Below are 13,939 nucleotides of genomic sequence, written 5' to 3'. Positions count from 1 at the left end.
CCGTCATGCGGGCCGGGCGGCCTTCCAGGCGCGGTAGTGGACCTCGGGGGCGTCGGTGAAGGACGCGTGGTTCGGGGTCCAGCCGAGAATGCGCCGCGCCTTCGCGCTGGAGACAAGCTCGTTCTGGTCGGCCGTCACCTGCAGCACACCGCCGGCCTCGGCTGATTCCATCGTGATCTCACCGGTGTATCCGGCCACCCCGATGGCGACCTTCATGACATCGAGGACTCGCAGCCGCTGGTCGTCGGCGATCACGAAGGTCTCCCCGTCGACCGCCGCGGGGTGCGCGAGGATGCGCACGTAGGCCTCGGCGAGATCGTCGATGTGCACCCAGCTCCACTGTTTTTCGGGGTCACCGTAGAAAACGGGCTTGCCTTCCTCCGCGGCGGCGAACCACTGGGCGCTCATCGAAGTCGTGCCCGCCCCGCCGTACATGAAGCCGGGGCGCACGATGGTGTGCGACAGGCCGCTGGCCGCGAGCTCTTTTTCCAGCTGGAAACGGAAACTGAGGAAGCTTTCCGGGTTGCCAGGGGTGTTCTCGTCCATCAGTGCCACGCCGGTGCGGCCGTAGCAGCTGATGCCGGTGGTGAAGACCACGTGGCGTTTGCGGCCGTCACGTTCCTGTGCGGCAACGACTTCGGCGAACAGCCGCCGGTCACCTTCGTACGGTTCGGCCGGGTCCATCATGGAGTGCACGACGGCATCGACGCCGTCGAGGTGTGCGCGCCAGGTGTCGGGATCGCTGAAGTTTCCTTGTACCGGCGTGACTTCGCCGATGGTGAGCTGCCGCGCCGCCGGGGAATCCGGGTTCCGGGTCAGCCCGAGCACGGTATGCCCGGCGCGGGCCAGCGCCGGGGCGAGGTGGGACCCGGCGTAGCCGGTGGCGCCGAAGACGAGAATTTTCATGAATTGTGCTCCTTGCTGGTTTCGGTGAAGAATCGGGTGAGCCGGCCGGAAAGCCATTGCGGGTTGTCCGCGCCGATGGTGTGTGCGGCGCCCGGGACGATGTCCGCGCGCACGTCGGTCGCGGCTTTGCGGGCTCCGGCGAGGAGAACGTCCTGGGGGAGCCCGTGTTCGCCGTTGAGGACGAGGACCGGCATCGTCACCTGCCCGGCGGCCCGTGCGGCGTGGCCGTCCTCGACGAGGGTGGCGTAATGCTCGAAGCCGCCCCGCATGGCGCCCGGCGCGCGGTAGCTGCGCAGCAGTTCGGCCCGGTCGGCGTCGGTCAGCCCACCGCGCGTCATGAATTGCCAGAACGGGCCGAGGTACTGTTCTTCCTTGCCTTCGGTCAGCATCGCGGCCAGATCCACCTGGGCGTGGAAACCGAAATGCCAGTACCCACCGGTGGCCGGATTCATGTGGTCCTCCAGGCCGAAACCGGGCAAGTGCGACTCGGACAGCACGAGGTGGCGGACCTCGTCCGGGTACGCCTGTGCCCAGGCGTGCGCCACCATCGTGCCGATATCGGTGCCGACCACCTCGGCCTCGGTCCGGCCCAGCCGCGTCAGTAGCTGGTGCAGATCCTCGGCTTCGTCCCGTTTGGTCCAGCGTCCGGCGGGTTTGCCGGAGTCGCCCGACCCCCGCAGATCGGGGGCGATGACGGTGAATCCGGCGTCGGCGAGCAGCGGCATCGTCGCGCGCCACTCCAGCCAGGTGAACGGCCAGCCGTGGATCAACACGACCGCTGGGCCGTCACCGCCGATCACGTAGTGCAGGCGCACGCCGTTGACGTCGGCGTATGCGTGGCTGAACCCGTCGAGATCGGGCCCGCGCAGGGGTGTGTTCACGGAGTTCGCCTTTCTAGGTGCTTGCTCACGCAACTATTACCGAGGTTTGCTTGCCTCGTCAACTAAGGTGTCACCATGACGGACCCGCTGACCCCGGATGAGGCGCTGCTGATGGAAACCCTGGGGCGGCTTGTGCATGCCCTGCCGCGGGTGCTGGAAGATGACATGATCCGGGCGAACGGGGTGTCGATGACGGAGTTCGCCGCGCTGGCCACTTTATGCCGGGCGCCGGGGCAGCAGCTGCGGATGTCGGAACTGGCCGCCGCGACGGGCCTGACCCCATCGCGCATCACGCGGGTCGTGGACACGCTGCGCGCACACGGGCTGGTCACGAAGGAACGGCACGACACGGACGCCCGCGGCACCATAGCCGTCCTGACGGCGGCGGGGCGCGAGCGTTTCAAGACCGCCGATCCGGCGTACCTGGCCATCGCCCGCAGGCGGATCCTGGACCACATCCCCGCCGACGCGCTACCCGTCGTCGCGGACGTCCTGCGCGACCTCACCGAAGCCACCATCGCCCCGGCGTGAGTGTCCTTTTCGGACCCGGGCGACCACTGAGATCCCGGCGACCACGAACCCACCCGGGCGCCTCGCCTACGCGGCCGGCTTCTTGACCGCAGCCCCGCACCGCCGTGTGGCCATCCCCAGCGTGCCCGGCGACCTTGCCCGCACCCGGGGGCACCGCTCAGATCCTGGCGACCACGAACCCACCCGGGCGCCGGGCCGGCACGGACCCGCCACCGCCCGCCGCGATGTCCACTCCGGACACTCGCGCCCCTCTCACACCCCGGCGATCAGGAACCCCTCCCCGGCCGACGGGCGCAACCCGTCCGTCCGGCCGGCGAAATACCGGTCCGCCAGTTCGGCTCCCGGCACGTAGCGGGCCTCGGCGAACCCGGATTCCCGCGCCAGCGCGAGCATTTCCTCCGGCCGGTAGAAGCTCACGAACGGAGTTCCGGACGCCTGCGCGCCCTGTTTGCTCGCGCGCAGCCCCGGCCGGTCGGTGTCGTCGAGCAGGTCGGCGGGCAGCAGGAACGTCATGGCCACCGTCGAGCCCGGCGCGAGCGTCGCCAACTGCCGCAAGGTGGCCGCCGTCGCCTCCTTCGTCAGGTACATGGTCACGCCCGTCGACGCCACGACCGCGGGCCGCGCGGTGTCGAAACCCGCGGCGAGCAACCGGGTCCACCACTGGCCGGGCACCTCGAAATCCGTGGGCACCAACCGAAGCCACTCCGGCACGCCGTAACCGAGTTCCTCGAGGCGCCGGCGTTTCCATGCCTGCGGCCCGGGCTGATCGATCTCGTACACCCGCAGCCGCGCGGCGAGCTCCGGCCTGCGCTGGGCGAAGGTGTCGAGGCCCGCACCGAGCAGAACGTATTGTGTGACACCGTTTCCCGCCTGCTCGGCGACGAGATCCTCGACGAACCGGGCCCTGGTCACGGTCGCCAGCCGAAAACCCCGGGTGCCCGCCGGGTCCATGTCCGGACGGTCACGCCAGCCTTTTTCCGGGTCGGCGAGCCGCAGCCCGATCTCGTCGGTGAGCACATGCGGCGGCGGGTCGGCCAGAACGTGCATCGCCCGCCACAACGCGACCCGCACCGCCGTGCTCTCCGCCTCGGTCATCGCTGCAGCACCCAGTGCCGGCCGTCCGGATCGCGGATGGTCATTTCCGTTGTGCCGTAATGGGTTTCCTCGAAGGGGGCCACGACGTCGAGCCCGTCGCCGTCCCCTTCCGGTGTTTTCAGCACGACCCGCAGCCGCGGCTCCTGTGTCTCCGGGACCTCGACGACGAACACGTACGGCCCGTCGCCGCTGGTGAATTGGCCGGAATTGTGATCGGTCTCGAACGCGAGCTTGAATCCCACGGTTTGCCAGAACTTCGCCGTCTTGCCCCAGTTGTGGGTTTCCACGACCACGGCCTCGATGCCTTCGGTATTCATCTCTGCGGCTCCTTCCTTGACCGGCTGGGTTCGGCGAGGTAGGCGCGCAACGCGTCGGCGACCAGTGCCGAGAGGGACAGGCCCTCTTCGATGGCGTGGTGTTTCACCTGCTTGATCAGCGTGATCGGCAGGTAGACGTTGAACTGCTTGACCTCATCCTCGCTCACCCAAGCATGCTAGCATCCTACCTGTCTAGTGTCACCATCCTTTGTGGATGTGGAAAAATCAATTTGCCGGTTGTCGCGTTTTGTTGGCATGGCTTACCATCGGACAATCGTTGGCAATATGACGACAAGAACCGCGTTACATTGCGGGCGGGAGTATTTTCGCCAACGATTTTCCTAACTCCGGATCAGCACACGTTCGGCGCAATGTCGTGGTTGTCTGCCGCGGAAAGTGACACCGGGCCAACCCTTGGTGACACTTGGTATCCGGCGTTGACTGGCCGTTACGTGACCAATAGTCTTTTCGGGTTTCGATGTGCGACGCGCCTGACGCGGTTGGTCATCATGGGGGAGTCTAAGCTGGCGCGTCGAGGGTTCGTGTCTACGCGATTTGGGGAGACCATGGCGACTGTACCGGTGTTCGGACACCGCGAGCCATTGACGCGTAGGGACCTGGAGTCGATCGCCGATGACAGTCACCGCTACGAGCTCGTGGACGGGGTGCTCCTCATGAGCCCCTCACCCCGTCCCCTCCATCAACGTGTCGTGGCCAGGATGCTCGCGGCGGTGACCCGGCATTGCCCGAAGGACTGCGAAGCGTTGCCGGCGCCGGTGGATGTGGTGCTCGCCGACGACACCGTGCTCATTCCCGACGTCGTCGTCGGCCGCCGCGCCGACTACACCGAGCGGGCGCTGGTCGGTGTGCCGGTGTTGTCGGTCGAAGTCATCTCACCGTCGAGCCGGTTGATCGACACCGAGCTGAAACGCGCCCGCCTGGCCGCGGCCGGCTGCCCGAACTACTGGCTCGTCGATCCTTATGTGCCCGATGTGCTGTGCCTCGGTTTGCACGACGGCGTTTACGAAACGGTCGCGAAAGCCGAACACGACCAGACCATCACCATTTCCGTGCCATTTCCGGTGACCATCAATCCGGCCGAGCTCGTTTCGGATTACTGAGGCGTCACCACGGTACGGTCTGCCCGCGATAATCGAGATATTCGAGGCCGGGGCGCCGGCGTTTCTCCAGCAGCACATTCACCAGGCTCGGCACGCTTTCCTCGATGGTCAGCCGCGCGCCGGGTCCGCCGAGGTCCGTCTGGACCCAGCCGGGTGCCATCAGCACGAACGACCGCCCCGTGTCCGCCTGCCGGACGGCGAAGCTGCGCATATACATGTTGAGCGCCGCCTTGGTGCCGCGGTAGACCTCACGCATCCCGGTCGTGTTGTTGGTGATGCTGCCCTGCCCTGACGACATGGCGCCGATCATGCCCGTGGGCGACACGAGGTCCTGGAGCGTTTCGACGACGCGCATCGGGCTGAGCGCGTTCGTGATCATGAGGTCCACGAAATCGTCCGTCGGCACTTCGCTGATCGGTTTCTGTTCGTTGTTCGTGGTGCCGGCGTTGACGAACAGAATGTCGAACACGCGGGCGGACAGGCGCTCATGCAACGCCGTCAGTTGTGCGGTGTCGTTGATGTCCAGCAGTTCGATGCCGACCCGGCCCGGAAATTCAGCGGCCAGCTCGTGCAGCTTGGTGTTCTCGCCGCGAACCGTGCCGACGACGTGCCAGCCCTTTTTCAGGAATTCGGCGGCCGTGGCGTGGCCGAGCCCTCGTGAGGCTCCGATGATCAGGATCGTGGGATTTTCTTTGGTAGCAGGCAAAATGCTCCTTACTGCATGGGTCGCGACGGAGGAAAGACTGTCGGCCCGCGTTGACTCATGTTCTGTTGAGCGAGTCTACCAGCTCGCTCAACACATGTAGAGTGAGCGCGTGGAGGAACCCAGGACGCGCGCGGCGAAGCGCGCCGCCAGCGCGCAGCGGATCCTCGAGGCCGCCCAGCTGGAATTTGGCGAACACGGGCTCGAGGGCGCGACGATCCGCGCGATCGCGCAGCGGGCCGGGGTCGATCCTTCGCTCGTCATCCAGCACTACGGCTCGAAGCGCGACCTGTTCGCGATCGCGGCCGAGCTTCACCGCGAAAGCACGGATGGCGACGTCGCCGGACACCTTTTCGACGTCGTCGGTGTCCGGCTTGGCGGCCTCCCGCCCGAAACCCGCGCGCTCGTGCGGTCGATGCTCACCGCGCCCGAAGCGAAGGAGGCGATGCGCGAGTTTCTCAACGAGCGGGTCACGAACCTCGCGCGGGCCAGTGGTGGCGAGGACGCCGACCTGCGGGCGGCGCTGACTGTCAGCAGCATTCTCGGGCTGACGATCGCGCGGCATTTCCTCGAGCTCGACGCGCTCAAGGAGATTTCCCCGGCACAGCTGGAAAAGACGGTCCATCCCTGGGTCACCGCGGCGCTCGGCGAGGACGTCGACGCCGAGGACTGAGATCGGGTCGGGGACCGAGCCGGGTCAGCGCCCCTCGACGAGCTTCGCCAGGTTCTCCAGTGCCATCCGGGTGCCCGTTTCGTTGTCGGCGGCGGGAATCGCGTCGGGGATGCCGTCGTGGCTGAGGTGGACCTCGGTGCCGCCGGGGGTTTCGACGAGCGTGGTCGTCATCGTCATGGCGCCCTGCAGCGCGGGATCCGTGGTCTCGAACGCGAGTACCTCGACGACCTGCTCGCCGGGCACGAGTTTCGCGAAATGGCCGTGGTAGGTATCGGTGCGCGCGTTCGATTTCCCGGTGCGATCCGGCGCCTCGTAGGTGAGCGAGACCCGGAACCGGCCGCCTTCTCGTGGCTCGAATTCGTGGACGTGCGCGGTCATCCCGGCGGGCGCACGCCACTTCGCCACGGCGGCCGGGTCGAGCAGCGCCCGGTACACCGCCGCGCGTGGCGCGCTCACGTGGCCGGAGAGCTCCATCGAGTACATGAAGGCAACGCTACGTCATCCAGCCGGCTACGGCCCGTTGCCGCACGCGTGACACTCGCCGCCACACCCGGCGTCACGCGGGCCGTGTGAGAGAGGATGGCGGCATGACTGTGAAGATTGGCTACAAGGCGTCGGCGGAGCAGTTCGGGCCCCGGGACCTCGTGGAGTACGCGGTCCGGGCCGAAGAGCTGGGCCTGGACAGTGTCTGGGTCTCGGACCACTTCCTGCCGTGGCGGCACAAGGGCGGGCACGCGCCGTCCGCGCTGACCTGGATGGCCGCGGTCGGCGAGCGTACCCGCCGGGTCCAGATCGGCACCAGCGTCACCACCCCGACCTTCCGCTACAACCCGGCCGTGATGGCCCAGACGTTCGCCACCATGGCGCTGCTCTACGACAACCGGATCATCCTCGGCGCCGGCACTGGCGAGGCACTCAACGAGATCGCGGTGTCCGGTATGGAATGGCCGGAGTTCAAGGAACGTTTCGCGCGGCTGCGTGAATCCGTGCGGCTGATGCGTGCACTGTGGACAGAGGACAGCGTCGATTTCGACGGCGAGTACTACACGCTCAAGGGCGCCCAGATCTACGACCGGCCGGACGTGCCGGTTCCGGTGTACATCGCGGCGGGCGGCCCGGTGGTCGCGCGCTACGCCGGCCGCGCGGGTGACGGCGTGATCTGCACTTCCGGCAAGGGCATGGATCTCTACACCGAGAAGCTCATGCCCGCCGTCGACGAGGGCGCCCAGCAGGCCGAACGGGACGCGGCCGGGCTCGACCGGATGATCGAGATCAAGATGTCCTACGACCGCGATCACACCGCGGCGCTGGAGAACACCCGGTTCTGGGCGCCGCTTTCGCTGAGTGCGGAGCAGAAGCACTCGGTGAACTCGGCCGAGGAGATGGAGCGTCTCGCGGACGAGCTGCCGGTCGAGCAGATCGCGAAGCGCTGGATCGTGGCTTCGGACCCGGACGACGCGGTCGCGCAGATCAAGCCCTACCTCGACGCGGGCCTGAACCACCTGGTCTTCCACGGCCCCGGCCACGACCAGGAACGGTTCCTCACCCAGCTCGCCGAGGACGTGGTGCCCCGGCTCCGCGCGAGCTGAGGACCGGCCGCGGATCGCCGTGACTGCCGGTCGGATTGGTAACAATCGGCACAGCGCATGGCGGGCCGGCGCGGCCTTGCGGTGAGATGACGGCCGGACGAATCGAGGTGATCGTGTGGCCGTTCCCCAGTACGGCATCCCCGAAGGGCCGCGCCCGGCCGGTGCGGTGCCGCCGGCGCCGGTCCTGGACGCCGGTGTCACCGAGCTGCGGGTGCATGGTGTCGGTGGGAGCACGCCGGCCGCGCTGCTGCGTGATCTCGCGCCGCAGCAGGTCGGCGGCGACCGGGTGGCGGGCTTCTACCGCACCGCGGACCTCAAGCCGGACGGCGACGGCGCCCCACGCCAGGTCGAGGGCTACGCGTGGGGCGGGATGACGTCGCGGTCCGGCACCCGGGTGCTGTGGTTGTTGCTGCTGCCGTTCCTGCTGGCGAACCTGGCCGGCTGGATGTACCGGGGCGAGCCGTCGGGCGCCCGCTACGCCTGCCACCGGGTCGTGACGAACCTCGCCTGCCTGGCGCTGACGGTGAACACCGTGCTGGTCGCGATCATGCTCGGGCCCAACTTGATCACCTACCAGGCGCCGCGGGCGGGCCTCGCGCACGGCCAGTTCTGGTTGTGGCCGCTGTCGTGGACGTGGGTCGCCGGACACGGCGAGCGGCCGCTCGTGATCGGGTACGCGACGGTCGTGCTCGCGATTCTCGTGCTGATCGGTCTCGCCGTGCTGACCCAGCGGCGTTACGAGTCGGTGGAACCACCGTGGCGAGTGGACGCCGGTTCGACGAAATCACGCAGGTCGGCCGCGGACACCCGGTTGACCGATCGCGAGTTCTGGAATTCCGCGCTCGCGGTGCGCCGGATGACGTGGGCGCATCTCAGTGCGGCGGGCGGGTTTCTCGCCGTCGTGTTCGCCGTGACGGCACGGGCCGCGTCCGCGCAGGCGCCACGCGGGCTCGGCTGGTGGTGGGTGGCGGTGCTCGGGGGTGGCCTCGCGCTCGCGGTGTCGGTCGTGGTCGTCGCGGCCGACCGGTGGCTCGGCGCTGTGGACCCCGGTTCGGTGGTGCTGCGGGTGTTCAACCGCTTGCTCGCCCCGGTCGCGGTGGTCTGTGCCACCGTTTTCGCTTTACACCAACCGGAAGTGAGTCGTGCCGCGGGTTCGTTGCCCGGCCTGGACACGATCGTCGCCGCCACGTATGCCGCGCTCGGGGCTTGTGTCCTGCTGATGATCCTCACCGGGTTGCCGGCGAAGAACCGTGGCGGGCCGGGCCCCGTGGTGGTCATGCTGCTCGCGATCGGGCTGCTGAATGCCTTGCTGCTGGGGCTGTTGTTCACGTTCGGCCACGCACTCGGCGGGCTGCACGCGGACGCGGCGCCCGCGCCGACTGTCCTCAATGTACCGATCCCGATCGGCTGGGCCGGTCCGTTGCTGACGCTCACACTGTTCGCCGGGTTGCTGGTGTGGGTGCTCACGCAGGCGATCCGCGCGACGTTCTTCATGCGCGATCCTCGTGACGCCGAAACGGATTTCGCCGGCTATCGCGCACAGCAACCCGTCGATCGTGATGGTCCGGACAAGGAATGGTATGTCACCGCGGAACGTGAGCAGCCCTGGCGGCGCAGGCTCACCTGGCTCTACCGCTTCGGTGAGCTCCGCTCGGCGGTCCCGGCGTTGCTGTGGCTGATCGTGGGGTTCCAGCTCGCCGCTGTTGTCTGGACCATCATCGCCCAGCCGCCGGTGCCCGACGCGTGGTTCAGCCCGAACGGGGCACTGGGCAAGGTCACGGTGTTCGCCGGGGACGCGGTGCTGCTGGGCGTGATGTGGTTGCTGCGCAACGGATGGCGCGATCCCGCGAGGCGCAGACTGATCGGGGTGCTGTGGGACGTCGGCACGTTCTGGCCGCGTTCGTTCCACCCGTTCGCGCCGCCGTGTTACGCCGAGCGCGCCGTGCCCGATCTACAGCGCCGGATCTGGCGGCTGAACGACCACGGCACCCGGGTGGTGCTCGTCGGGCACAGCCAGGGCGCCATCCTGTCCACGGTCGCCCTGCTGCCGCGCGGCTGCCGCGCGCTGCACGGGAAGATCGCACTGGTCACCTTCGGCAACCCGGACACCTGGCTGTATTCCTGGGCATTCCCCGGCTGGTTCAACCCGGCGGCCTTGGCGCACGTCTTTTCCAGCGGTGCCAACCAGTCCTGTGTGACCGAGTGGCGGAACTTCTGGTACCCCACCGATCCGATCGGTGCCGCCGTCAGCGTCGCCGGGGATACGGTGCACGACACGCGACTGCGTGATCCGCGCACCGCCTGGTACATCTACGGCGACCCGGCGCCGGCCGCGGGCGGGCATTCCGGTTACTGGACCGACGGCCGGGTCTGGGACGAGGTCGATCAGGTCGCCAAGCGCCTGTGCGCTGATGGTCAGACCGGCGTGCCGTAACCCCCGCCGCCCGGCGTCTCGATCTCCAGCACGTCGCCTGGCCGCAGCTCAACGGAATCGCAGCCGCCGAGTTCGGCGACCGTGCCGTCCGCCCGGCGCACCCTGTTGTGCCCCAAGGCTCCCGGCTGCCCGCCGGCCAGCCCGTACGGCGGGATGCGCCGGTGCCCGGACAACGTGCTCGCGGTCATCGGTTCGCGGAACTCCAGACGCCGGACTCCGCCGTCACCGCCGGGCCAGCGGCCGCGCCCGCCGCTCCCCGCACGAACCGAGAACTCCTTGAGCAGCACGGGAAAGCGCCATTCGAGGACCTCCGGATCGGTCAGCCGTGAGTTGGTCATATGGGTCTGGACCACTGAAGCGCCGGCGAACCCGTCGCCGGCGCCGGAACCGGAGCCCAGCGTTTCGTAGTACTGGTACCGCTCGTTGCCGAACGTCACGTTGTTCATCGTGCCCGAGCCTTCGGCCTGCACACCGAGCGCAGCGAACAACGCGCCCGTGATGGCCTGGGAAGTCTCGACGTTCCCCGCGACGACCGCGGCCGGATACTCCGGCGACAGCATCGAACGCGGCGGGATGACGATGTCCAACGGCCGCAGGCAGCCGTCGTTGAGCGGGATCTCGTCGGCCACCAGCGTGCGGAACACGTACAGCACCGCCGCCGTCGCCACCGAGGACGGTGCGTTGAAGTTCGTCGCCAGCTGCGGTGACGTGCCGGTGAAGTCCACTGTGGCCCTACGACGCTCATGGTCCACGGTGACCTGCACCTTGATCACCGCGCCGGAGTCCATTTCGTACCGGTACTCGCCGTCCTGCAGTGTGTCGATGACCCGCCGGACCGCCGCTTCCGCGTTGTCCTGCACGTGCCGCATGTAGGCCTGCACGACGTCCAGTCCGAACAGGCCGATCATCTTGCCGACCTCTTCGACGCCCTTGGCGTTCGCCGACACCTGGGCCCGCAGATCCGCCAGGTTCGTGTCCGGGTCGCGCGAGGGATGCGGCGCTCCCAGCAACAACTCCCGTGTCTCGGCTTCGAGGAACCGGCCGTTCTCGGCGAGCAGCCAGTTGTCGAACAGCACGCCCTCCTCGTCGAGATTCCCGCTGGCGGCGGGCATCGAACCCGGGGTGATCCCGCCGATTTCCGCGTGGTGCCCACGGGAGGCGACGTAGAACAGGACCTTTTCGCTGTTACTAATCCGACCGAAAGGAGGCGGATACGGTCCGCAGCCGGGCTGCTCGTCGACACCCATTTCCGCCGTGGCTGCCGTCGGATTGGTAACGAATGGCACAGTTTCGCTGTTACGGGAAAAAACCGGGGTGATCACCGTGACGTCGGGCAGGTGCGTGCCGCCGTGGTACGGGTCGTTGACGGCGTAGACGTCGCCGCGTTTCAGCGCACCGGCACGGCGGCGCACGACCTCCTTGACCCCGGCGCCCATCGACCCGAGGTGCACCGGGATATGCGGCGCGTTGGCGACGAGGTTGCCGTCCGGATCGAACAGCGCACACGAGAAGTCGAGCCGCTCACGGATGTTCACCGACTGCGAGGTCGCCTCCAGCCGGGTGCCCATCTGCTCGGCGATCGACATGTACAGGTTGTTGAAGATCTCCAGCAGCACCGGGTCTGTTTCGGTGCCGGCACCGGCTTCGGCCGGCGCCGCGACCCGGTCGAGGATCAAGTGCCCGTCGTCGTCGAGTTTCGCCTGCCAGCCCTCGTCGACGAGCGTGGTGGAGTTGGCCTCGGCGATGATCGCCGGACCGGTCACCGTCTCCGCCTGCCGCAGGCGTTCCCGTTGGTACAGCGGGGCTTCGTGCCATTCGCCGCCGCTGTGCAGGCGCACGGTGTCCACCGGACCGGGCTCGCCTTCGTGCTCGCCGAGGGGGGACAGGTCGGGCGGCTCGGTCAGCCCGGTCGCCTCGACGGCGATGGCCTCGACGATGAGCGGCCGGTCCATCAGGAACGAGTACGTCTTCCGGTACGCCGCCTCGAACTCCGCCACCATGTCGTCCACACTGGACAGTGTCACCGGGACCACGGTGTCGGTGCCGTCGTAGCGCAGCTGCGCCCGGCGGGTGATGCGGATTTGTTGCGCATCAACACCTTCGTCGAGCAGCTCGCCGCGCGTCTGCTCGGTCAGCCGGTCCGAGATCTCGTCCAGCGTGCCGAGCGTACCGGGTTCGAGGCGGGTGATCACCGACTGCTGGCGCATCGACGTGGCGTCGGCGAGGCCGATCCCCAGCGCGGACAGCACACCGGCCATCGGCGGCACCAGAACCGTCGGGATGCCCAGGGAGTCCGCCACCGCGCACGCGTGCTGACCACCGGCACCACCGAACGTGGTGAGCACGTACCGGGTCACGTCATGTCCTTTTTGGACAGAAATCTTCTTGACCGCGTTCGCCATGTTCGCCACCGCTATTCGCAGGAAGCCCTCGGCGACCTGTTCCGGCGTGCGATCGTCACCGGTCTGCTCGTGGATTTCCCTTGCCAGCTCGGTGAATTCACGCCGCACAACGTCCGCGTCGAGTGGCTGGTCACCCGCGGGCCCGAACACCGCGGGGAAGTGGGCGGGCTGGATCCGGCCGAGCATCACGTTCGCGTCGGTCACCGTCAGCGGGCCCCCGCCCCGGTAACACGCCGGGCCCGGACTCGCCCCGGCGGAATCCGGGCCGACCCGGTAACGGCTGCCGTCGAAGTGCAGGATCGAGCCGCCACCCGCGGCCACCGTGTGGATGTCCAGCATCGGCGCGCGCAACCGGACGCCGGCCACCTGCGCCATGAACACGCGCTCGTACTCACCGGCGTAGTGCGACACGTCGGTGGAGGTGCCGCCCATGTCGAACCCGATCACGCGGTCGTATCCGGCGAGCTCGGACATCCGCACCATGCCGACGATCCCGCCCGCCGGGCCGGACAGGATCGCGTCCTTGCCACGGAAATGCCCTGCCTCCGCGAGACCTCCGTTGGACTGCATGAACTCCAGCCGCACCCCGGACAGTTCGCCCGCGACCTGATCGACATAGCGGCGCAGCACCGGCGAAAGGTAGGCGTCGAGCACCGTCGTGTCACCACGGGGCACGAGTTTCATCAGCGGGCTGACTTCGCTCGACACCGAGATCTGCGGGAAGCCGATTTCGCGGGCGAGTTCGCCGAGCCGTTGCTCGTGCGCGGGGTGGAGATGGCTGTGCATGAGCACGATCGCGATCGCGCGGATGCCGTCCTCGTACGCGCGGCGCATGCCGGCTTCGGCTTGCGCAAGATCCAGTGACCGCAGCGTTTTCCCGTCGGCGGCCAGCCGTTCGTCCACCTCGATGACCCGGTCGTAGAGCAGGTCCGGCAGCACGATGTGCCGGTCGAAGATCCGCGGCCGGTTCTGGTACGCGATGCGCAGCGCGTCGCGGAATCCCTTGGTGATCAACAGAAGCGTGCGCTCGCCCTTGCGTTCGAGCAGCGCGTTCGTGGCCACCGTCGTGCCCATCCGCACCGCTTCGATCCGCTCCGCCGGCATCGCGTCGCGCTCGTCCACCTCGAGCAGTTCGCGGATACCGGCCACCGCCGCGTCCCGGTAGCGCGCCGGGTTTTCCGACAGCAGCTTGTGGGACATGAGCCCGCCGTCCGGGCGGCGCGCCACGATATCGGTGAACGTGCCACCCCGGTCGACCCAGAACTGCCAGCCGGCCATGTGAAGTCC

The 13,939-nt window shown here is 68.1% G+C and carries 13 protein-coding genes; 5 read left to right on the top strand and 8 right to left on the bottom strand.

Annotated features, from left to right (window positions below; genetic code table 11):
• Nucleotides 1-3 precede the first annotated feature (3 nt).
• Nucleotides 4-906: an NAD-dependent epimerase/dehydratase family protein gene (locus GKO32_RS17745; RefSeq protein WP_154757998.1), complete on the bottom strand. Its 903-nt coding sequence runs from the start codon at nucleotides 904-906 to the stop codon at nucleotides 4-6.
• Complete coding sequence (locus GKO32_RS17740; protein WP_166459631.1) at nucleotides 903-1,787, bottom strand: alpha/beta fold hydrolase; 885 nt, start codon at nucleotides 1,785-1,787, stop codon at nucleotides 903-905. The genes GKO32_RS17745 and GKO32_RS17740 overlap by 4 nt, the downstream gene beginning before the upstream one ends.
• 75 nt (nucleotides 1,788-1,862) lie before the next feature.
• On the opposite strand from GKO32_RS17740, the gene GKO32_RS17735 reads away from it, so the two are divergent.
• Entirely contained in the window at nucleotides 1,863-2,318 is a 456-nt protein-coding gene (locus GKO32_RS17735; protein ID WP_154757996.1) for a MarR family winged helix-turn-helix transcriptional regulator, read from the top strand.
• 252 nt (nucleotides 2,319-2,570) lie between these two features.
• Here GKO32_RS17735 and GKO32_RS17730 read toward each other — a convergent pair whose 3' ends face one another.
• The 3 genes from GKO32_RS17730 to GKO32_RS17720 are packed head-to-tail and all read right to left on the bottom strand — an operon-like array spanning nucleotide 2,571 to nucleotide 3,897.
• Complete coding sequence (locus GKO32_RS17730) at nucleotides 2,571-3,413, bottom strand: class I SAM-dependent methyltransferase (protein ID WP_154757995.1); 843 nt, start codon at nucleotides 3,411-3,413, stop codon at nucleotides 2,571-2,573.
• Nucleotides 3,410-3,730, bottom strand: a complete 321-nt coding sequence (locus GKO32_RS17725; protein ID WP_154757994.1) for a VOC family protein — start codon at nucleotides 3,728-3,730, stop codon at nucleotides 3,410-3,412. The genes GKO32_RS17730 and GKO32_RS17725 overlap by 4 nt, the downstream gene beginning before the upstream one ends.
• Nucleotides 3,727-3,897, bottom strand: a complete 171-nt coding sequence (locus GKO32_RS17720) for a ribbon-helix-helix domain-containing protein (protein ID WP_312868029.1) — start codon at nucleotides 3,895-3,897, stop codon at nucleotides 3,727-3,729. Before GKO32_RS17720 ends, GKO32_RS17725 begins: the two co-directional genes overlap by 4 nt.
• Before the next feature lie 399 nt (nucleotides 3,898-4,296).
• Here GKO32_RS17720 and GKO32_RS17715 point away from each other — a divergent pair, with 399 nt between their 5' ends.
• Nucleotides 4,297-4,851 (top strand): Uma2 family endonuclease, encoded by a 555-nt coding sequence (locus GKO32_RS17715; protein WP_154757993.1) that lies wholly within the window; start codon nucleotides 4,297-4,299, stop codon nucleotides 4,849-4,851.
• A 4-nt stretch (nucleotides 4,852-4,855) separates the two neighbouring features.
• On the opposite strand, the gene GKO32_RS17710 is transcribed toward GKO32_RS17715, so the two are convergent.
• Nucleotides 4,856-5,557 (bottom strand): SDR family NAD(P)-dependent oxidoreductase, encoded by a 702-nt coding sequence (locus GKO32_RS17710; RefSeq protein ID WP_154757992.1) that lies wholly within the window; start codon nucleotides 5,555-5,557, stop codon nucleotides 4,856-4,858.
• Nucleotides 5,558-5,666: 109 nt separating this feature from the next.
• On the opposite strand from GKO32_RS17710, the gene GKO32_RS17705 reads away from it, so the two are divergent.
• Nucleotides 5,667-6,227, top strand: coding sequence for a TetR/AcrR family transcriptional regulator (locus tag GKO32_RS17705; RefSeq protein ID WP_312868028.1), 561 nt, complete (start codon nucleotides 5,667-5,669; stop codon nucleotides 6,225-6,227).
• A 24-nt stretch (nucleotides 6,228-6,251) separates the two neighbouring features.
• Here GKO32_RS17705 and GKO32_RS17700 read toward each other — a convergent pair whose 3' ends face one another.
• Complete coding sequence (locus GKO32_RS17700) at nucleotides 6,252-6,710, bottom strand: SRPBCC family protein (protein WP_154757991.1); 459 nt, start codon at nucleotides 6,708-6,710, stop codon at nucleotides 6,252-6,254.
• A gap of 104 nt (nucleotides 6,711-6,814) precedes the next feature.
• Here GKO32_RS17700 and fgd point away from each other — a divergent pair, with 104 nt between their 5' ends.
• Together fgd and GKO32_RS17690 are read left to right on the top strand one after the other, a co-directional pair.
• Nucleotides 6,815-7,816, top strand: coding sequence for a glucose-6-phosphate dehydrogenase (coenzyme-F420) (gene fgd, locus GKO32_RS17695; RefSeq protein WP_154757990.1), 1,002 nt, complete (start codon nucleotides 6,815-6,817; stop codon nucleotides 7,814-7,816).
• Between the two features lie 115 nt (nucleotides 7,817-7,931).
• A complete protein-coding gene (locus GKO32_RS17690) occupies nucleotides 7,932-10,250 on the top strand; it encodes a hypothetical protein (protein ID WP_154757989.1) in 2,319 nt (772 codons plus the stop codon).
• On the opposite strand, the gene GKO32_RS17685 is transcribed toward GKO32_RS17690, so the two are convergent.
• Entirely contained in the window at nucleotides 10,232-13,930 is a 3,699-nt protein-coding gene (locus GKO32_RS17685) for a hydantoinase B/oxoprolinase family protein (RefSeq protein ID WP_154757988.1), read from the bottom strand. The two genes, GKO32_RS17690 and GKO32_RS17685, sit on opposite strands and share 19 nt — an antisense overlap.
• Between the last annotated feature and the right edge of the window lie 9 nt (nucleotides 13,931-13,939).

This window comes from Amycolatopsis pithecellobii (genome assembly GCF_009707865.1).
Taxonomy (GTDB): Bacteria; Actinomycetota; Actinomycetes; order Mycobacteriales; family Pseudonocardiaceae; genus Amycolatopsis_E; species Amycolatopsis_E pithecellobii.
The sequence above is the reverse complement of the archived record's forward strand: the minus strand, read 5'-3'. Positions and strand labels throughout refer to the sequence as shown.